This is a genomic window from Lutimonas sp., assembly GCF_051011215.1.
Lineage (GTDB): Bacteria > Bacteroidota > Bacteroidia > Flavobacteriales > Flavobacteriaceae > Lutimonas.
The window spans coordinates 1-20705 of record NZ_JBPCUJ010000160.1; the positions used below are offsets into that span (position 1 = coordinate 1).

Annotated in this window: 15 protein-coding genes; 3 read left to right on the forward strand and 12 right to left on the reverse strand. The window is 36.8% G+C overall.

Annotated elements, in window-relative coordinates; genetic code table 11:
- The 12 genes from ACR2MV_RS15180 to ACR2MV_RS15235 form a co-directional block, all read right to left on the reverse strand.
- Positions 1 to 226: PfkB family carbohydrate kinase (locus ACR2MV_RS15180; RefSeq protein WP_434022996.1), on the reverse strand; the 226-nt coding region annotated here is incomplete at its 3' end.
- A 104-nt stretch (positions 227 to 330) separates the two neighbouring features.
- Positions 331 to 1092 carry an SDR family NAD(P)-dependent oxidoreductase gene (locus ACR2MV_RS15185; RefSeq protein WP_434022997.1) on the reverse strand — a complete coding sequence of 254 codons (762 nt, stop codon included), beginning with the start codon at positions 1090 to 1092 and terminating at the stop codon, positions 331 to 333.
- Positions 1093 to 1139: 47 nt separating this feature from the next.
- Entirely contained in the window at positions 1140 to 2441 is a 1302-nt protein-coding gene (locus ACR2MV_RS15190) for an MFS transporter (protein ID WP_434022998.1), read from the reverse strand.
- A 240-nt stretch (positions 2442 to 2681) separates the two neighbouring features.
- Positions 2682 to 3383, reverse strand: coding sequence for a FadR/GntR family transcriptional regulator (locus tag ACR2MV_RS15195; protein ID WP_434022999.1), 702 nt, complete (start codon positions 3381 to 3383; stop codon positions 2682 to 2684).
- Positions 3384 to 3604: 221 nt separating this feature from the next.
- Positions 3605 to 4525, reverse strand: coding sequence for a polysaccharide lyase family 7 protein (locus tag ACR2MV_RS15200; RefSeq protein ID WP_434023001.1), 921 nt, complete (start codon positions 4523 to 4525; stop codon positions 3605 to 3607).
- 6 nt (positions 4526 to 4531) lie between these two features.
- The gene (locus ACR2MV_RS15205) at positions 4532 to 5386 is read right to left on the reverse strand and encodes a polysaccharide lyase family 7 protein (protein ID WP_434023002.1); all 855 of its coding nucleotides are present in this window, start codon (positions 5384 to 5386) and stop codon (positions 4532 to 4534) included.
- A 46-nt stretch (positions 5387 to 5432) separates the two neighbouring features.
- Positions 5433 to 6287 carry a PKD domain-containing protein gene (locus ACR2MV_RS15210; protein WP_434023003.1) on the reverse strand — a complete coding sequence of 285 codons (855 nt, stop codon included), beginning with the start codon at positions 6285 to 6287 and terminating at the stop codon, positions 5433 to 5435.
- Positions 6288 to 6315: 28 nt separating this feature from the next.
- Positions 6316 to 7731: a RagB/SusD family nutrient uptake outer membrane protein gene (locus ACR2MV_RS15215; protein ID WP_434023005.1), complete on the reverse strand. Its 1416-nt coding sequence runs from the start codon at positions 7729 to 7731 to the stop codon at positions 6316 to 6318.
- Positions 7732 to 7754: 23 nt separating this feature from the next.
- Positions 7755 to 10886, reverse strand: coding sequence for a SusC/RagA family TonB-linked outer membrane protein (locus tag ACR2MV_RS15220; protein WP_434023006.1), 3132 nt, complete (start codon positions 10884 to 10886; stop codon positions 7755 to 7757).
- A gap of 550 nt (positions 10887 to 11436) precedes the next feature.
- Complete coding sequence (locus tag ACR2MV_RS15225; RefSeq protein ID WP_434023008.1) at positions 11437 to 11811, reverse strand: cupin domain-containing protein; 375 nt, start codon at positions 11809 to 11811, stop codon at positions 11437 to 11439.
- A 23-nt stretch (positions 11812 to 11834) separates the two neighbouring features.
- A complete protein-coding gene (locus tag ACR2MV_RS15230) occupies positions 11835 to 14114 on the reverse strand; it encodes an alginate lyase family protein (protein WP_434023009.1) in 2280 nt (759 codons plus the stop codon).
- A 2-nt stretch (positions 14115 to 14116) separates the two neighbouring features.
- The gene (locus ACR2MV_RS15235) at positions 14117 to 16459 is read right to left on the reverse strand and encodes a polysaccharide lyase 6 family protein (RefSeq protein WP_434023011.1); all 2343 of its coding nucleotides are present in this window, start codon (positions 16457 to 16459) and stop codon (positions 14117 to 14119) included.
- A 102-nt stretch (positions 16460 to 16561) separates the two neighbouring features.
- Between ACR2MV_RS15235 and ACR2MV_RS15240 the strand changes: the two genes are divergently transcribed.
- From ACR2MV_RS15240 to ACR2MV_RS15250, 3 genes are all read left to right on the forward strand, one after another.
- Complete coding sequence (locus ACR2MV_RS15240) at positions 16562 to 17287, forward strand: ribonuclease activity regulator RraA (RefSeq protein WP_434023013.1); 726 nt, start codon at positions 16562 to 16564, stop codon at positions 17285 to 17287.
- 100 nt (positions 17288 to 17387) lie between these two features.
- Complete coding sequence (locus ACR2MV_RS15245) at positions 17388 to 18632, forward strand: DUF418 domain-containing protein (RefSeq protein ID WP_434023015.1); 1245 nt, start codon at positions 17388 to 17390, stop codon at positions 18630 to 18632.
- A 325-nt stretch (positions 18633 to 18957) separates the two neighbouring features.
- Positions 18958 to 20658, forward strand: a complete 1701-nt coding sequence (locus ACR2MV_RS15250) for a glycoside hydrolase family 9 protein (protein WP_434023017.1) — start codon at positions 18958 to 18960, stop codon at positions 20656 to 20658.
- Positions 20659 to 20705: the final 47 nt, after the last annotated feature.

Genomic DNA, 20705 nt, shown 5'->3' on the forward strand with positions numbered 1-20705 from the left:
CACTTACTCCGCGCTTACGCATCTCCATCATGGCACATTCACCAATATCATTTTTTGGCAACCTCGTTACAAAGTCTACTGAGACTCCATAATTAGCAAGTGAAACCGCCACATTTGATTCTCCTCCTCCATAAATCGCATCGAACTGATTCGCCTGTGAAAATCTTAAAAAACCTGGAGGTGCTAATCGTAGCATAATCTCTCCAAATGTTACTACTTTACTCATTTTTGAATATATTATCTTTAATATCTACTTAGAACAATCCTAATTAAATATAGCTGTTTTTATTAGTTCTGAAAAAATCTAAACCTTTTCTTATTTTCAAATTTTTAAATTCCCAGACCCTGGCCACCTGTAATCTGAATGGTTTCTGCCGTTAAGAAAGCAGCATCATCGCTCACTAAAAAAGAAACGACTGAAGCTACATCTTCTGGCTGACCTAATCTTCCCAACAAAATATTATTCTTCCAAGATGCAAATACCTCTGGTTTTGTTGATTTAATCTGTGCATGGAATGGTGTATCAATTGTACCGGGAGATACCGCATTCACTCGAATACCATACTCAGCCAAGTCTTTTGCCAAGGCTCTTGTAATTGCCTGAACCCCTGCTTTTGACGTACCATAAATTCCAGCTCCCGGACCTCCGGCATTCCAACCTGCTATAGACGTATAGTTAATGATAGATGCCTTCTCTCCTTTCTTTAAATATGGAATTGCTGCTCTTGACGCAAAAAAAGTTGAATCAAGATTCAATGCCATGACAAATCTGTAAAATTCAGTTGTCATTTCTTCAAATCTGGATCTGCCGCCTAAACCACCTGCATTATTTATCAATGCATCAATCTTACCATATTTTTCCCCGATAGCAGTAATATTCGAAGTTACAGCTTCTTCATTAGTAACGTCAAATCCATAATACTCTGCCGATATTCCTAATGCTGCTAATTCTTTCACTCTTTCCGCTCCGATTTCGTCTTCTATACCATTTAAAACAACAGTATAACCATCTTCGCCTAATCTTTTTGCTACTTGAAAACCGATTCCACCAGTTGCACCTGTAACAACAGCTATTTTACCTTGATTACTCATTTTTATTTAATTTATTTTATTATCAATTTTTTTAACTTATTTCAAAATTATTTACTTTTTGGTTTCAGTTGCTCGATGGTAGGAATTAAAATCCATACACTCGCAATTACTATAAATGCCAAAGCCGCTCCTATTATAAAGGCAGGAGTATAATTACCTCCAACAGTTAACATAGGTACCAAAGAAACCAATCCGGCACCTGTTAATTTTGCAGCTGTACCGGCAAAACCAGAAAGTGTCCCTACTGTCTTTTTCCCATACAAGTCACTTGGCAGAGTTTGAACATTACCAATGGCCGTTTGGAATCCAAATAGAACCGCTGCCATAATCAATACGGCTGCAATTGGGGATCCGGGATTAGACAAGGCTAATAAGGCTGGCAGCATAATGACACATCCTAATGTAATTACCATCTTACGAGTTCTATTAACATTCCATCCTGCTTTTATCCTGTTTTGTGCCAATAAGCCACCAAACCAGGCTCCGAGCATGGCACCCACATAAGGGACCCAGCCATAGATACCTATAGCTTTTACATCCATATTGTAAACCTCAGACAGGTAAATTGGAATCCAGAATACAAATAACCACCAGATCGGATCTATAGCTGCAGAAGCAATAATAACACCCCAACTTTGTTTACGCGAAAGTAATTCTCCCACTGGAGGGTTGTATTCATCCAAATTCTGAACTGATTCTTGTTTTTCTTCTTGCTGACCTTCAAGTATATATATTCTTTCTTCTTCTGTTAGCCAAGGATGTTTTTTAGGTGGTGCTTTTACCAGAATTAACCAAGGTATTAACCAAAGCAGACCAATTAAACCAATGATCACAAATATCAATTGCCAACTGAAATAGATGGTCAGGAAGGCGATTGTAGGAATAGCAACAATTCCTCCAATGGCGGCTCCAGAGTTAAACAAACCCTGAGCAAATGCTCTCTCTTTTATAGGAAACCATTCTGCATTCCCTTTAGCTGCGCCAGGCCAGTTACCAGCCTCAGAAACTCCGAGCAAAGCTCTGAAAATTGAAAAACTTACGACCCCTTTTGCAAAGGCATGCAAAGCAGTAGAAATTGACCAAAACCCAATGGACAAAACAAATCCTATTCGCGTACCTACTTTATCAAATATCTTCCCGAAAATAGATTGCCCAAAAGCGTATGAAAACATAAACACCACTGATATCAGGGCATAAATTTCTTTTCTTTCGGTCATTGATTTATCAGGATATAGGTCTTCTGCTATACTTGGCCACAACACTACTAAAGCTTGTCTGTCTATATAATTAATCACTGTTGCCAGAGCAATCAGGCCAATGACCCACCATCTTAAACCTTTTATTTTCATCTGTTTAATTTTACAAAACCATGCATAAAATGCATAATTACTTAATGTAAGGACCTCTGTCCTTAACTTGATTTCTACAATAAATATTACTCTTTTGTACCGCAGTAATTACTTAAAACTTTCAGTGTTTATTCTAAGTTTATTAAGCATTGCGCTTCTGTGCAAGTAATACTTCCCTCTCTTCAATTTTAACCGATACTGGAATTGTGCACTTCCATAATCAGTAAATTTTTACTTCAGTTATGAATGATAGCAGTAGGTATATAAAGCCTCAAAATGTTTCTTCATTTTGTCTTTCGCTTTTTTAGGATTCTGCTGCTCAATAGCTTCATAAATATCCTGATGTTCTTTGATTCCTTTCTGAGCCTGGTCATCATCACATACGTGATATCTCTCAAAATTAGTGATGATTTCAGGAGTAATTTTCAGCATAAACGTATTGAGTGTGCTATTTCCTGAGGCATTTGCAATTGCTAAATGAAACAATAAATCCTCCTGAACGGCATCTTCTCCTTTGAGTACTTTTTCTGCAAAAGCATTTAAGGCATTCTTAATCTGCTTTAACTCTCCTTCAGTCCTTCTTAAAGCTGCTAGTCGAACTGATTTTAATTCCAATAAAATTCTGGTTTCTACCAAGGATTTAAAATCCGGCTTTTTTAATTGCAAAATATCATCAATCATTCCATTCATCGCAATCACTCCGATATTTGCAACAAAAGTACCGCTCTGAGGAATTGACTTCAAAATCCCATAAAATTCTAATTTTTGAATGGCCTCACGAATATTACTTCTGGTCACTCCAAATTTTTCAGACATCATTCTTTCAGAAGGCAATTTATCACCAGGTTCTAAATTCTTCAAATTGATCAGTTCCTTGATTTTGACTATAATGGCGTCCTGAACTTCTGAACTTTCGGATTTTTCTATTATTTCTAAATTCATTTTGTCTTTTTCGTTAATTTCTACTGAAAAATTATTTTCTAAATTTAAGCAAATTTATTAGTTCTTCTTGAAAAGTCCTGAACTTACTGGTTAATGGGAAACCAGTAAATTCAACAGACTCATTCTCAAATTACTCAAATAATCAATCTAATACTATTCTTTTTAACTTTTCAATTAATGTTGGACTATTTACCCAACTTTTTTGAATCATTTTTCGCCAACTAATGCTGAACTTCCAATTCATAATACTTTACTTTGGCAAATGATCCTTCATCTTTAGAAGCCAAATAATTTCCAGCTTTAAAATAATTTTCAAAGACACCCCATTTCTGCATATCCTCATTCTCTATCACATAGGTTTCCGATTCATTTAAAATGATTTCCATCTTACCTGTCGATGCAATAATTTCCAATGTGAAAGGATCAAATCCAACATAAGTGTCAAAATTGTATCCCGCATCATCTCCCCATGCATCAGTGTGCAGCATTTCTTGGAGGGTCGCATTTTTATCCTTAAGGTACTTACTCTTTACTCTTATATAGCCTTTGTGCCAATAAATCTTCAAAATGGGAGGTGCATTATTATCCTTGGCCCCTATCATGTCCCGCTGATCATTTGACAACCTGCCATGGATCTGCATGACGATAGTTCGGTGATAATCTCCATCACTTTCCTTTGAAATCTCATCTAAGGCTAAGGTCCCTTTCATCTTGCCACCTTCTGCGAAAGTCCAGTTCTTACTTAAATCATCTGGATCCATCAATTCTCTTAACTCAGATCTTGAATAAGAAGAGTTTGCCGTAGATGCGCCAGGGTATGTATAAAATACAAGTGAACCATCAATAGAATCATTGTACATAAAAGGTTTTAACAAATCACTTTCTGCATAATTCAAAATCTCCGGTGGATATACCTCCGTTGGTCTTCCGATAGGGAGGGTAACCTTCCAGTGACTCAGATCTATATCAGGCAGTAAATAAGTAACTTCCTCAGGAGTTTCATCAACAGGATTCGTCTCTTCGGGTAATTCCTCAATAACTGGAATTACCGGGTCTTCTTCGCCCTGACAACTCACAATTATAAAACCAAAGATCGAAATGGCTGTTACTTTAACGCTATGTAAAATCTCCTTTTTCAACATCAATTCTTAATGACTTACTTCTAATTCAAAATATTTAACCTCAGCAAAAGCGCCTTCATCTCTGGTCTGGAAATAATTACCAGCTTTAAAATAGTTTTCAAATACGCCCCACTTCTCTATATGTATATCATCATACACCTTATATTGGCTGTTATTAAGACCAACAACCAGTTTTCCTTCTGACACCTTAACTTCCAGTGTAAAAGGTCTGAAATCAACCTTTTCATCAAAATTAAAGCCTTTATCGTCTTTCCAGGAACCTGTTTTCAAAATCTCTGTATCCGACATGGAAAGGTCTTTTAGTTGTTTTGTTTTAACTCGTACCTTACCATTATCCCAATAGATTTTAAGAATTGGTGGTGCATTATTATCCTTTTGCCCGATCAAGTCTCGTTGTTCGTTCGTCAAACGTCCATGAATCTGCATAATCATCACCTTATGGTACTTGCCATCCTTGGCCTGAGAAACATTACCCATGACCAGACGGCCTTTCATTTTACCACCCTCTTTAAAGGTCCAGTTCACATTATTATTGCCAGGTTCTATTTGCTCTCGCAATTCTGATCTGGAATATTTTGTATTGGCTGTAGTTGCTGCGGGTTCTGCATAAAATACAAGCGTTCCTCTTACAGAGTCATTATACATGTATTTTTTGAGGGTCTCATTGGTCGCATAGTCTAAAATCTCTGGAGGTTCCACTTCCGCAGGATCGCCTGCGGGAATGGTTACCTTCCAGTGACTTAAATCTATATCCGGTAATTTGTATTTATTTTTGCGCTTTTTTTTCTGTTTAGTCTTTGTTTTTTCAGCTGTCTCCTGTGCATTCATTACAGGGGCAGCAAAAATCAATGCCAAAAACATACAACAAATTTTAAGATCAAATTTCATATCAATTACCTAAATATTCTTATTCTGCTAATGCTATTGAAACTTCGTCCACTCTGGATTCTACCCCAACATTGGTCATCAAAATCGCAATTGTTGTCGTATCTCCAGTATTAAAGCGAAGGTCAACTTTTGTATATGTATTGGCATCAGCTTGATCTTTACCTTCTTCTTTAATGATAGTAGCTGCTTCGGCCTGATCAAGATCAGTGATACCTCCAGAAAGAATGGCTACGTTCATAGAACCATCTCCACTTTCTTTCATCGTATAGTAATAGGTTACTACATAATCAGTATTCGCTGAAACTGTTAAGGCTTGATAACCAACTCTATCTCCTGCTGACGGGAATTTCGCTGCCTGCTCACCTTGGTAAACCGGAGAACTAGTAATCTGAATTACTCCTCCCAAATCATTTCTCCAAGAATCACGTCCATCTCCAGATCCATCAGGTAATGTACCATCTTCAAATCCAGATTCCTGTACGATCGGTACAATTGCTTTCTGTTCCTCAACGACCACAATTTGACTTGTAGTACTTGTTGCACCTAATTTATCAGAAGCAGTTAATGTAACTGTGTACTGTCCTATATCAGGATATGTATTGGAAGCATCTTTACTGGTTGAAGTGTTTCCATCACCAAACTCCCATACATAATCTGTCGCACTTGAAGACAGATTCGCAAAATTTACCTGCAGATTATTTTCAGGACTTACCGTTGCTCCAAAAGCTGCTGATGGAGGCGTTAAATCAGGTATTGAACCTGCTTCCGGTAATTCAAAATCAGAGCATGAGGACAAAGAAAATGTTGCCGCCACTGCTAAACCCATCAACACCTTGGTATTGATCAGGTTCTTTATGTTTATCATATAATTCATAATTCTATTTTTATAATTAATACTGATATTAATAACCAGGATTCTGCTCTAACATACCACCACCTAAATTAATCTCTCTTTGAGGAAAAGGTAATAATAGATCTGTTGCACTAAATCCGTATCCGTTATCTGCCGCAAACTTCTCTAAAATGCCATAGCCAACATCAAAACGTAAAAGGTCATACCATCGCTGGTTCTCGAAAGCAAGTTCTACCCTTCTTTCGTTTAATAATTCTTCTTTTGTAACACTTGCAACTGCATCGGTTAAGCCAGCTCTATCTCTAACCGCCTGGAAAGAAGACAAGGCTGCAGGATCAGCTGTACTGGCACCACCGGCCATGATAGCTTCAACATGCATTAACAAAACGTCTGCGTAACGCATCACGATCCAGTCGTTTCCTGCCAAAGTAGGATCTCCGGAAGTAGGATCAATACCTAAAGCATCGTCTCCATTTGGAAGATACTTTACAACCTGATTTTGAGTAGGCTGATCAGAATCAATTCTATAAGAATAAATAGTTCTGTCTCCTCCGTACATATTCAAAGCTTCAACAGCTTCGTTTGTTACATAGTTCAACCCTGAAGATCTACCAACAGCATTCAACCACTCTGCTGAGAAGTTTTGACTGTCTTGTGAATCATCGCCTACATACTCGATTGCAAAAATAATCTCACCATTTCTTTCATTATAGAAAACGTCCTTAAAATTATCTTCCAATTCAAATCCACTTGACATTACAGATTCCAATAAAATTCTGGCATCGCCATAATTCCCTCTCGTCAAATGTACCTTAGCTAATAATGCTTCAGCTGATGCTTTTGAGGCTCTACCGAAATTTGAATTATCCAAATTCGCAATAGCCGTTTGTAAATCAGAAATGATTAAACTGTATACTGTTGCAGCATCCACTCTTGTGTATTGAACATCTTCATCAGAGATAGCAATTACTCTATCTACTAAAGGAATCGGTCCCCATAATCTTACTAAATTAAAATAGGTGTAGGCTCTGACAAACTTTGCTTCACCTTCAAAGGTACCTCTTGCTTCGTCGCTTGCCGCTTCTAAATTTTCTAAAACTGTGTTCGCTCTGAAAATTACATCATAAGAACTTCTATAGTAGTCATATACGACACCATTTGTCGATTCAACAGAAAAACTTTCGAACTGTGCCGGCTCACCTTCACTGGCCTTAGTTCTCGTGTTGTCACTTCTCATTTCAGTCACCTGATACTCAACCTGAGTTCCGTGATTACTTTCAGACCTGGTATCATTGATACCTTGAAGTCCATCATACATATTATTAACAGCCGACTGTAATTCCTGGTCATTTGTGTAATAAGAGCTCGCATCAACAGCTGCTGTTGGTTCGGGCGATAAAAAATCTTCACAAGAAGACACGTAAACCGCTAATAACAATAACGTTAAATTTTTTATTAGTTTCATAATATTATATATTATTGGTTAAATTAAAACTGCAGGTTAAATCCTAATGATACAGTGCTATAAACTGGCGCACCTGCTCTCTGATAACCATATGCCGTAGAACTGGTATTGTCTATCGACTCTGGATTGTAACCTGTATAATCATCTGCTCTCCAATACAATAAGTTTTGGCCAGATACATATATTCTTCCTCCTGAGAAAACACTACCTTGAGTAGTCCATCTGTCAGGGAAATTATATCCAAGATTTACATTTCTTAAAGACACATATGAAGCATCCTGAATGATATCATCTGTAAAGATCTTTTGCTTGATAAATCCTTGATCAGGAGTTATTGCTGGATCAAAATCTTGACGACTATTAAAGTGATTAAAAATGTATTGATCACCCATGTTTCTGATTTTAGCACCATGGCTTCCCTGGAACATAAAGCTTAAATCAAAATCATTTAATTTAAACGTGTTTGTAAAACTCCAGATAAAGTCTGGGTAAGGATCTCCAAGAATTGTTTTATCGTCATCATCAATTAATCCATCACCATTTAAATCTCTTACATAAACATCTTGTGCTTCTGCACCAATTGGATGCCAAGGATTGTTGATATATTCTAAAGGAATATCTCTGTCAACTACCCAACCATAAAAAGATGAAATTGGATTTCCTTCCAAGTTGATCCATTCTGCAGCTCTTTTAGAGTCAACATTTGTAATGTTTCCGTTTGAATCAGCAAAATCTTTTAAGGTATTCTCATTATGAGACATAATTACCTGTGAAGACCAAGAGAAATTATCCTGAACAATATTCTTTGTTCTCAATTCAAATTCCACACCCTGATTCTCTACTTTACCAATATTCACCAAAGCTTCCACAAAACCTGTAGTACTTGAAATATCATTGTTCAATAATAACTGACTACTTGTTCTGTTATAGTATTCGAATGAACCTGTAATTCTATTGTTTATGAAACCAAAATCAATACCTGGGTTAATCTCTACTGATTGTTCCCATTGTAACTGACTGTTTGCAATGTTTTGTGCGCTGATACCAGTCACTTTAGTTCCGTTTACAATGGCAGTACCTGTAGTAAGTAAGGCATATGAAGGATAGTTATCTACTAACAGGTCTCCTGTTGAAAGGTTGAAGTTACCACTTGAAACATTTGGATTCTGATTACCAGTATTCAATCTGTCATTACCAGTTATACCATAACTTACTCTTAACTTTAAGTAACTAACGGCTTTGCTGTCTCTTAGGAAATCCTCATTGCTGATATTCCAACCCGCTGATATTGCAGGGAAACTACCATATTTATTATCAGGACCAAAAATTGAACTTCCTTCTTGTCTGAAACTAGCGGAAACTAAATATTTGTCTTTATATGCATAGTTAGCTCTAAAGAAATAAGCCTGTTGTCTTTTTTGCCAAGTCATAGAGGTTGCGTCTGAAATGACTGCTGCACCACTAATGGTCTTTACATCATCTGATTCATAACCCGTACCATCAATTCTTGAAAAATAAGAATCAAAACTCTCTACTGAAATACCGGCTATTGCGCTTAATTCATGAACCTCGTTAAATGTTTTATTATATGAAAGAACATTGTCCCAGATCAAGTGGATACGCTCCTCTTGCGTCTCTTGATTTGAAGCTGCAGAAGCTCCATTTCTATTAGACAATACACCTTGCCATCTTTGTCTTCTCGTATTCTGGAAATCTCCGGATAATGCTGTTCTAAAACTCAATCCATCAATGATATTCCATTGACCGTACATGCTACCATTCAATTTGAATTTTTTATCCGTACGTTCTCTTTCCAGTACCTTTGCACCAGGGTTGGTATTTGAAGTGTTACTAATATCTGTACCACCTGAAGCAACTGGCATTCCAGTCTCTAAATCCCAATCATCAAACATTCTCTGAATAGCGTAATCTCCAACCTGAGCATCGGCATACTTCCCATTATCTCTGATTCTGTTCACAAACTGAATTGTGTTTTCATCAAGATACAATGGCAACCATGGTGGTTGTCTTGTGATATCATGAGTAGAACCATCCATTCTTCTTGTATCTGAATAAGAAGGAGTTAAACTCACACCTGCTGAAAACTTATCATTGAATTTTGTATCAACTCTAAGTTTTAAGTTATACTTTTTAAAGTCATCAGTTAATAGAACACCTTCGTCATGTAAATAACTCAATGCTGTACTAAATTTTGTTTTAGCGCTACCACCTCTTACACTCAATGCTGTATTTGTAATAACACCTCCATCAAAAATAATATCCTGCCAATCCTGGTCAACACCTAATTGTTGCTTTACAAGAGTTTGATCAGATAATTCACCCGTTGCTGCTAATTCCATAGCTGCCCACTCTTCTACTGAAAAATAATAGGCATCACTCTTATGTGCAGATTTCACACCAGTATAGTGGTTCAAACTGAATCGGGTTCTTCCTTCTTTTCCTTGTTTTGTAGTAATCTGAATAACACCATTACCAGCTCTTGCTCCAAAAATAGCTGCAGATGCCGCATCCTTTAATACTTCAAAAGATTCGATATCATTCATATCCATGTTGGTAAGGAAATCATTATCAACAATCGCTCCATCAACTACAATTAGCGGCCCCTGAACACCTGTAACAGATCCGTTACCCCTAATTCGAATGGTTGGTGCAGAACCTGCCTCACCACTTGTTTGCTGAATATTCACACCGGATACTTGTCCTACTAAGGCATCATCAACCCTAGGAACAGCAATTTGATCAAGGCTCTCGTTGGTTACCTTGGAAATTGCTCCTGTTAAGTGTGATTTTTTCTGTGTACCATATCCAATCAGCACTACTTCATCCAATTGGTTAAGATCTTCTGCCAATGCAACAGTCAAAGTTGTTTGACTTTCAATGACTATAGTTTGTGATACATAGCCCAGATATGAAACCTTAAGCTGATCACCACTTTTTACGTCTATCTGAAAATTCCCGTCAAAATCGGTGATAACACCGTCCGTTGTATTGACAATCAAAACACTCGCACCTGGAATCGGCGTTCCATCCGCTTCGGATGTAATTGTTCCTGATAATGAATAAGTGTCCTGAGCAAACAAAGGAATATTTAGAAGTAAGACTACGACTAATATTAATTTAGTTTTAAAATTCATAATTATTTTGTTACGTTCTTATATAAAATTCAATGAAATATCATTCACGCGGTCGCGCTTCGATATCTATTCTGGTCTATTACCTTATAAAAACATACTTTCTGAAATCCCAAAAAGAATTTGTATTTTTGCAGAAGCATGTGATTATCCGTAATTACATGTTTAATTTTACTTCCCTCGACACGAAGTAAATTTTTCTGAAAGGATAGGTGTGCACCTGTCCTTTTTTTTGTGGAGTCAAGTTTTCATGATTTTTTGCTTTTTTTGAGTTGTAAATTTTGATTCTTATTTTTGGTTTTCCAAACTGGTTTACCACTTTGGTTGACCAAATATATACTATTTTACCAATTAAAAAAACAATATTGACATTTTTTTGGCCTGAAAACTTATTTTCTTTCACAAAACCTTAACATTTCAGATCAAACTGTTCATTTATCTCTTTCCGACTTGCAAAATTACATTTCAAAATAGCTGTAAGGATTCCATCCAAACTTTCAGAATCAACTCAAACTGCTCATCTTTAGAAAAAAGTAAAAGGGATTTTATCTTCTTACTTTTTATCTCCAAAATAGGAGACTCCATCACCACTTAAGAAATCTTCTCTTACAGGGCTAAACGTATCAATTAGCATTCCTTCTTCTAAGCAAACTGCACTATGCAATAGATTAGGTTCAATGTAAACTCCATCTCCTGCTTCAACAATCTTCTTTTCTCCATTAATTTCAAATTCAAACTTACCAGAAATACAATAGGTTGCCTGGGTATGAAAATGTTGATGCGGCGCACCCAATGCTCCTTTGTCAAATTTTACTTTTACCATCATGATTTGATTATCATAGCCCAAGAACTTTCTTGACACACCTCCTCCAAGCTGTTCCCATTCCAATTCTTTTGCAATGATGTACTTTTCACTAAATCGCTCCATTTTTCTATTATTTTATTATTAATCTATTTGAATAAATACGGTCCAGACCATTCGAAAATCTCTTCACCTATATTTAATGTATGCTTTGCCTCTTTCGAGGAATTTTTATTTGCTGTAATAAACAATTTCGTCGTTCCATTTGCGTGACTTATCGAGATCGCTGTATATTCATCAGTATCTTTAACAACTTTTAATTCTGTAATACTACTATTTGAATTTAGGGCGAATTCTGACACAGGACTATAACTTCCGTGTCCTTCTATTGTAGAAACAAAAATTGTGTTTTTCGTATTCTTACGTCTTAGCATCAGCGCCGCATCCCTCCTCAAATTAAAATCCGGATCGTTTGCTCCAATTCTAGTAAAAAGTAATTCGTCATTATTGTTAGTTACCGTTGTAAGTGTATAAAACTTATTATAGTTTAACCACGACAACTTACTATTGCCGTTTTCTACTTTGGTCGAACCTTCAAGGAATAAATGTTGGTAACCATTTTTTTCTCCAAGAGGCTTCAAAACTTCAGGGACTGAATAATCAAAATTAGTTTTTAAAACCTGGCCCATAAAGTAATATGGCAGGTCATATTGGTTCCTTTGGCTCGCCTTTATTCTCATAATATCCAAGAGATAGGGTTTTTCAAAACCTTCATCATTTATCAAGGCCATGGTTCTATGCATGGATGTTCCCGGATAGGCATTAGATTCTTTGGCACTAATTATTTGTACATCCTGATTTGAATCATCATAGAAGAACAATTCAGAATGGTGTTTGCTTCCAATCTCATATTTACCACCAAAATGACTTCCCTCATTTTGCGTAATGGTATTATGAGCAATAGTCTGTTTGGCCCAGGTCTTATTCTCTTTTAAATAATTACCTCCACCTTTTTGCTCAATATTTACAAATCTTGCCAAACCATAATCTTGAATAATCTCATCTCCGTTTTCATATAGAGAATACGATAATTTGTCATAATGACCATGACTTAAGCCTTGAGCAGCATACTTAAACACCAGTTCAACATCTTGATTTCTTAGAACACCTACTCCTCCCTGATTTCCATCAGAACCATCTGACAAGTTAATTGACTTTTTGACAAATGGTACTTCTTTTCCATTTTTAATACCTAAAGCCACTGAAAATCCAGAATCATCAAGCAATACCTGACCCTGCTCTTTTGCTATACTCAGCAAACCTGGATCCTGATCTCCATGATGATAAGCTATGTCTACAGCTGTTACCAATTCCCTGGAATAGTAAGACATTCCTTTTTGACCATCATTCAGCGGAAAAAACTCACCATTTGCATCCGACAAATTCAATAAAGCATTGACAGATTTTAACAGCACTCCATCTTTATATTCGAAAATTTTCAGATCTGGCCTTACATTCTGAAGGCCTTCAGCAAAAATCAAAAAGGGATACATAGCGTATCGCTGATAATAAGGACCCTCTGTATAATACCCATCAGGTGAAAAAGGCTCTTCCAGATTTGCTAAAAAACCAGCCTTTCCTTTTGTATAAATAAATCCACCATCATTATCTTTCTCGGTGTAATCAATATCACCTTCTTCTATTCCGTACAGGGCGCGTTGAATCAATTCTTCATCATTCATAGCCAACCCAATCATTCCCACAGCTGCATTGCCCCAGGTACTATGATTGTGCACCCTGTTGTAAAAACGAGGATTCTCAATAGAAATATAGTCTGCAAAAGGTCTGAATAAATTGTTTTCCAATTTTTGACGTTCTTCCTCGGTCAAATAATTATAGATACAATCATATGCCTGGCTTACATATACCAACCAATTAGAATCATTCAAGCATTGCCAAAACAACTTCCCTCTGGCGTAAGATCTTGTTTTAGGATGAATCGGAAGTGTTTTATACATGGCCTCATATTGCATCAACATATCCTTTACATACTTTGCATACTTTTCGTCATCCAAAATTTGATATAAAACTCCTGCCTTTTGCAATACCAGAAAATTTCGTTTATGTCTTGCATGGGTATACCCTCCGGAATAATCAACCGGGATCGGTGTTTCAATACCCAAAGCAATTTCTGCATCAATCTCTTCTTTAACCTTTGCGAGGGTTGCGTCAAAAATAGGAACGCTTCCCAACTGAGCTCTTATGTCTTTAACACCCTGAACAGTCAATATTAAATTAGGATGCTCCAAGGTTAAACCGTCCTTAGTATCTTTGTTCGTATTTGATTCATTTTTTTCTTTACAAGAAAACACAGTGATAATAAGCAGTATCATTGCCCATCCTATGGTATTAATCCGTCCTAATCTCATATTTAATTTTTAGTAATAATTCCGATATCAGTTCCATCTGTTGCTTTGTTTTTTAATTTCGAATCATCAGATAATTCAAAACCTCCATCTTTGTATGTAGATTCTATATCATACAAATTTTCAACAGTGTATTTTTCATCTCCAGTGACCTTAATCTCACCGGATTTATAATAATTATTATTAAAAACATTCACGATCGGCTCCCCTACAACCAGATGCATTTCTAAACCCATTGTGTTCGAAAAGTTGTTGTTCTGAATTTCATTAACCTGAACTCCATATAAAGACATGGCCGATTTGTATTTGTTTTTCTTTCCAAAACCAACTTGATCAAATACATTATGATCCACTTCTAAAAAAGGACCAAAGGTACTTTCATCTCGTCCTCCTCTGTAGAGTCTTAAGGCAGCACCCTGTAAATTCGAAACTGTATTATTCTTCATGATAAAGTATTCCACATTATAGGCCCCGATATCATCTGTTTCTTTATCCAGAGCAGCAATGTGACCCGAAATATTTGTAAATGTAGAATTGGTAATACTAATGGTATCCGCAAATGTTCCTTTAGATACTCTCAATACATCAAAAGAATGATTAACAACCATATCTTTAAATTCACAGTTGTCTATGAATAACTTATAGTTTTCAATCATCGATTTTTTACTGGTACTGATGACAGAATTCCCTGCGTAATCAGGAGACTTAGTCCCGTCAAAACCTACATTTTCCAAAAACAGACTCCCTCCATTTTGAATTTCGAAAGCCATCATTCGTTCAAAATAGATGGTAGCTTTCTCTGCACCGGATGTCTTGAACGTAAGAGGATGTTTTACTTTCACAGCTTTGGTTAACAAATAACTCCCTCCTGCTTCTAATTCAATAATATCACCAGGCTTAGACTCATTGACGATGTCAAATAATGTATTTATACCTGGAGCAGCTTTTATAACTTCTCCAGAATTTAGGGCAACACCTTCATCCGCTTTTGAATACCAGCTGATTCCTGTATTCTCTTTTGTTGCTATTTCTTCACTAATTAGAATATCCTGTGTTATTTTATCGGACTGTGGAATTAAAAAGCCCTGGTCATTTTTTACCAATTTCATTTCGACATTTTCGAATCCTTCCTTTATACTTGTTTCTCCATTCTGACTGAGAAGATTATCATTAAAAGAAATGCCACTGATATCATCATAAACTGTAAAAAGATCATTCTTACTGTCATGATAAAAAATATTCCCGGAAATCTCAGACGTTCTTGGTGCCTGACTTCTTTCAGAATCACTTCCGGCACACAACTGAATATGGTCACAATTAATAAAAGTATTATTATTCACCTTTGAATCGATCACTGGTACATATCTGTTTGGAGGTGAATTAGGAACTCCGTTCATCATCACGAAGGCACCTCTAAAGCGATATCCGGTTAACCCAATATGATAATTGTTAATCACTGTTTGAGTCTCATTAATCACTCTAACGCCACCTGTACTTGGCTTTCCATTCCCAATAAACACATTTCCATCTACCAGCGTTTCATTTCCATGGCGCATTGTTAATGTACCGGTACATTCAAAAAATGTATTGTATTTAAAAACGTTCTGACATGATTTATTTGAAATGATTTCGTGCTCACCATTACATCTGTCAAAGTAATTAGATTGAACCAGCGTATTCGAGTTCTCTAATGCATTATGACTGGTTCCTATTCGAAGGGTTTCTCCGCCATTATTTCCATAGGTAGGGCGTGGTCCAAAATAATTATGATCTATTTTATGATTATTTTCAATACTTTCTTTGGTGTCTAAACCAACAATCATAGTAACACCCAAATTCTTTTTACCAGCAATATGATTATGGTCAATTCGATTGTTTTTACCATAAATGGTCACCCAATAATCCTGAACCTGTCTTTCGGGATTATTATAATTATCAATAACACATTCTGTTAAACGAGAATTATTAGCCATTTCATCTCTGCTTTTTCTGAATGAAATCACAGCATTGGTTGGTGTATACCCATTTTTAAAAACCAAGCCTTCCACTTTCAAAAAAGATCCCGCTATCCTAAGGTTAGAATTCCCGGTTAAAACAACCTTCCCCTTCGACTCAACGGTCAAAACGATAGAATCTTTTTTCGTCCCCTGTCCTTCAAAAATCAATTCTACATTGTTCCATTCACCATTTGCCAGAATAATTTTTGTTCCCGGCGTTGCATTATCAACAGCTTCATCAAATTCAGCTACATTTCTTACAATCTGACCTTTATCGCTTTCAATGTCAAAAGAACTCAGTCCAGCAAAAACAAATAAAATCGTAAAAAAAATCAATAAAAATCGTTTCATATTGTAATTATAAAATTGGTTTACCAAATTGGTTGACCAAATATATGTATATTTACCAACTATGCAAACCTTTTAGAATACAAATTATTTATTCAACATAAAATGAAACATCAATTATCACAGAAAACTCGCTCCAAATTAGAAAAGGTAAGTACGGCAACAATCGCAACCGCTCTTTTTAAAGCTGGATTTAAAAATCAATTCATACAAGATGTCCACCCCTTAAAAATCAAGGAAAAGACGATGGTAGGACAAGCCTTTACCTTACGATATATTCCTGCCCGTGAAGATAGAAACGGAATCGAGGTTTTCAGAAATCCCGACCATCCCCAACGCATCGCTGTAGAAACCTGCCCTAAGGATTACGTCATGGTCATTGACAGCCGAAAAAATGCCAGAGCTGCCTCAGCTGGTTCTATCTTGGTAACAAGACTCATGAAAAGAGGTGTGGCTGGTATTGTAACTGACGGTGGTTTTAGAGACTCATCAGAAATTGCTGAATTACCATTTTCTTCCTTTCAAAACAGGGCATCAGCTCCAACAAACCTTACCCTGCATGAGGCCTTAGACATCGATGTGCCGATTGCCTGCGGAGATGTTGCAGTTTTCCCAGGTGATGTTGTCGTTGGAGATGCTGATGGTGTTATTGTAATTCCCATTGAGATTGCTGAAGAGCTTGCCGAACAATGCATCAACATGACGCTTTACGAAGATTTTGTACTGCAAAGAGTTCAGGAAGGCAGTGCTGTTATAGGTTTATATCCTTTGACTGATCCAAAAATTCAGAAAGAATTTGATCTATGGAAATCCAAAAAACACACTAAATAGGCAATTTTTACGGTACTATTCAAAATAATCATCTGGATCTGGTAACAAATTAACATGAAAAGCGTCCATTTATTGAACCCTTTTCAATAAATATCAGGTCATGACAACTACCATTCAAAACAATAGAATTCACAGCGTAGATGCCTTGAGAGGATTCGCACTTGCAGGCGTCGTATTGGTGCATATTGTAGAACAATATATTGCAGGCCCAACTCCCGAAGGTTTTATGGAAGGAGTGAATGGACTGCCCGATCAAATTGTTCAGGGCTTTCTTCAGCTTTTTTTTTCAGGTAAATTTTTTGCCCTGTTTTCTATCTTATTTGGTCTGAGTTTTGCCATACAAATGCAATCAGCTGAGAGCAAAAACATTGCCTTTGGAAAACGTTTTATTTGGAGAGCCGTCTTATTATTTTTAATTGGATATGTTCATCAATTATTCTATCGAGGCGATATTCTCACTATTTATGCTGTTTTAGCTCCCTTTATCATTCCATTTTATAGAATGTCAAACAAAGCCATCCTAATTACAGCCGGCATCATATTTTTTGGAATCCCCAGGCTCATCGCATTCTTTCTTTTTGGAACCGAAAGCGCCACAGGCATTCATTCTTTTATGGATAATAACAATGAGGCCATTTTACACTATTTTGACGTCATTCAAAATGGCAGTCTTGCAGAGGTCTTTAAGATCAATGCAACCTATGGAATGCTGACAAAAATAGATTTTCAAGTTTCTTTTTTTGGACGATTTTATTATACGTTTGGTTACTTTTTAATCGGTCTTTGGCTGGGTAAAATTGGTTTGTTTAAAAACCTGCTGAGCTATTCTAAAAAAATCAAAACATGGATGCTTTGGTCCATTGTGGCCTTGTTGGTTTCTTTGGCTGTAATGATGATCACATTTGCAACCATGCCACAACCTTTTGACAATAGTTCTTTTCAATTTTTTCTAGGCATGAATTTTATGGATTGGTTTAATATGTCAATGGCAAGTATTTTATTATGTGGTTTCCTAATGCTGTTTCAAAAACCAGTCTGGGAAAAAAGGCTCTTATTCTTTGCTCCTTATGGTAAAATGGCCCTGACAAATTACTTCTTTCAATCTGTCATAGGAACTTTTCTATTTTTTGGCTGGGGATTGGGCTATCTGGGGCAACTAAGATCTGTGTATTTATTCGGAATTGGAATATTGATTATCATCTTCCAAACTCTTTTCAGCAAATATTGGTTAAAGACTTTTAGGTATGGACCGCTTGAATGGCTCTGGCGTTCTGCCACCTATTTTAAATGGCAACCCATGCTGCATGAAAGCAATGATGCTAATACCCAGATAAATACTATCTGAAAAGATTATTTTCTTCAAGGAAAGAGAAGTTGAAAGCCAAAAAGCAACAGTAACACCAACCGAACCCAATTGCTTAGAACAAAACCTTTGTTCAGGCATGGTTATCGACATCTGTATCTTAAGTATTTTAAATTGTTCCAGGTCTCATTCATCTTAGATACAGCTAAGGCGACTCCTCTGATAAATCTGAAATAAGCATTAGAAGGAGTCTTCTGATGTGCTGATGAATTCGCATGAATAAGTGACAAATTAATATTGATATATTATTCGTAATTCTTCTAAATTTGAGCTTATTAAGAACGATCTTCAATTTAAATCCAGGACCATGAAAAACCTACTATCATTCGCCATATTACTTGTCTTTATCTTGTTTTCCTGTGAATCTCAAAAAAAGGAATCACTTGTAGTTTCAGACCAAATTCGCCTGAATCAAGTTGGTTATTATCCCGAGGCAACCAAGGAATTCATTGTAGCCGATTTACAGGCAAAAAGTTTTGAGGTGATTGATCAGGATCAAAAAACGGTGTTTAGCGGAGAGCTTGCGGACAGAGGTACTTGGGCCACTTCGGGAGAAAAAGTACGCATGGGTAATTTTTCAAAGCTGAATGCTCCGGGAACCTATACCATTGTTCTAGATGGGAAAACCAGTTCTTACAGTTTCGAAATTAAAGATGATATTTATGAAGATGCGTTAAAAGCAGCAATTAAAAGTTACTATTTCCAAAGAGCTTCAATGGCCATTGATGAAGCGCATGGTGGAATTTACAAAAGAGCCGCCGGCCATCCTGACGATGCCTGCCTCTATCACCCTTCATCGGGAAAATCTGATGGCACCTTAAATTCTCCTGGTGGATGGTATGATGCCGGTGATTATGGAAAATACATTGTAAATGCCTCACTCACTGTAGGTGAAATGTTACTGCTTTTAGAACAATTCCCCAATGCGATTGAAGATGGTAGCCTGAACATCCCTGAAAGTGGAAATGGCATCAGCGACCTTTGGGATGAATTAAAATATGAATTGGATTGGATTTTGACAATGCAAGATGATGATGGTGGCGTTTATTTCAAACTTACGGCACTGGGTTTTGGCGGATTTATCATGCCGGAAGCCTATGATTTAGACCGCTATATCATTGGTAAAGTAACAACCTCCACCTTAGATTTTTCCGCGGTTTTGGCTCAGGCATCACGCTTGTATAAAGAAATTGATCCTGCATGGTCTGATAAGGCGCTAAAAGCTTCTGTTAAAGCCTGGAACTGGGCACAAAAAAACAATGATATTGAATTTAAGAATCCCGAAGACGTAAGTACTGGTCAGTATGGAGACAATGAATATTCAGATGACTTTTTTTGGGCAGCGAGTGAATTGTTTTTAGCGACGAAAGAATTAAACTACAAAAAGGCTATGAAAACCTATGAACAGGAATATCAGCATCAACTCGCTGATAGCTGGATGCATTTTGTTCGAAATGTAGGATTTCATTCTTTATTAGAGAATAAAGATGCTTTAGATCCTGAAATGGCATCATCCCTGACCGAGGGTCATTTAAACCTTGCGGATGGAATACTCCAAAAAATCAATGATCATCCTTACCACATCGGATTGGATAGTTTTGTTTGGGGATCAAATAGTGATATCTTAAATCAGGCACTCATTTTATGTGTTGCTCACCGGATATCGGGCGATGAAAAATACCTGCATGGTGCAGAACAAATTACAGATTATATCTTTGGTAAAAATGCCACGGGCTATTCTTTCATGACTGGTTTTGGTTCAAAAAAAGTCATGTTTCCTCATCACAGACCCAGTGGCGCAGACGGAATTAAAGACCCGGTTCCTGGTTTTATCTTAGGTGGGCCCAATAATGACAGGCAAGATGCCCATGAAGTGGACTATACATCTGAATTCGCTGCAAAGGCCTTTGAAGATGTCGAACCAAGCTTTGCCTCAAACGAAGTGTGTATCAACTGGAATGCCCCTGCAGTATATGTGCTGGGTTACCTTCAGCAAGCTCATAAATAGATAATTTAAAAACCTTATTTTTGGCAGCAGTTTGATCTAACTGCTGT

Bases quoted from the DNA above. Each gene is read 5' to 3' on its own strand.
- ACR2MV_RS15250 (WP_434023017.1), top strand. From the start codon at position 18,958: ATGAAAAACCTACTATCATTCGCCATATTACTTGTCTTTATCTTGTTT.
- ACR2MV_RS15195 (WP_434022999.1), bottom strand. From the start codon at position 3,383: ATGAATTTAGAAATAATAGAAAAATCCGAAAGTTCAGAAGTTCAGGAC.
- ACR2MV_RS15230 (WP_434023009.1), bottom strand. From the start codon at position 14,114: ATGAGATTAGGACGGATTAATACCATAGGATGGGCAATGATACTGCTT.
- ACR2MV_RS15215 (WP_434023005.1), bottom strand. From the start codon at position 7,731: ATGAAACTAATAAAAAATTTAACGTTATTGTTATTAGCGGTTTACGTG.
- ACR2MV_RS15205 (WP_434023002.1), bottom strand. From the start codon at position 5,386: ATGTTTTTGGCATTGATTTTTGCTGCCCCTGTAATGAATGCACAGGAG.
- ACR2MV_RS15240 (WP_434023013.1), top strand. From the start codon at position 16,562: ATGAAACATCAATTATCACAGAAAACTCGCTCCAAATTAGAAAAGGTA.
- ACR2MV_RS15235 (WP_434023011.1), bottom strand. From the start codon at position 16,459: ATGAAACGATTTTTATTGATTTTTTTTACGATTTTATTTGTTTTTGCT.
- ACR2MV_RS15185 (WP_434022997.1), bottom strand. From the start codon at position 1,092: ATGAGTAATCAAGGTAAAATAGCTGTTGTTACAGGTGCAACTGGTGGA.
- ACR2MV_RS15245 (WP_434023015.1), top strand. From the start codon at position 17,388: ATGACAACTACCATTCAAAACAATAGAATTCACAGCGTAGATGCCTTG.
- ACR2MV_RS15210 (WP_434023003.1), bottom strand. From the start codon at position 6,287: ATGAATTATATGATAAACATAAAGAACCTGATCAATACCAAGGTGTTG.
- ACR2MV_RS15220 (WP_434023006.1), bottom strand. From the start codon at position 10,886: ATGAATTTTAAAACTAAATTAATATTAGTCGTAGTCTTACTTCTAAAT.
- ACR2MV_RS15200 (WP_434023001.1), bottom strand. From the start codon at position 4,525: ATGTTGAAAAAGGAGATTTTACATAGCGTTAAAGTAACAGCCATTTCG.
- ACR2MV_RS15190 (WP_434022998.1), bottom strand. From the start codon at position 2,441: ATGAAAATAAAAGGTTTAAGATGGTGGGTCATTGGCCTGATTGCTCTG.
- ACR2MV_RS15225 (WP_434023008.1), bottom strand. From the start codon at position 11,811: ATGGAGCGATTTAGTGAAAAGTACATCATTGCAAAAGAATTGGAATGG.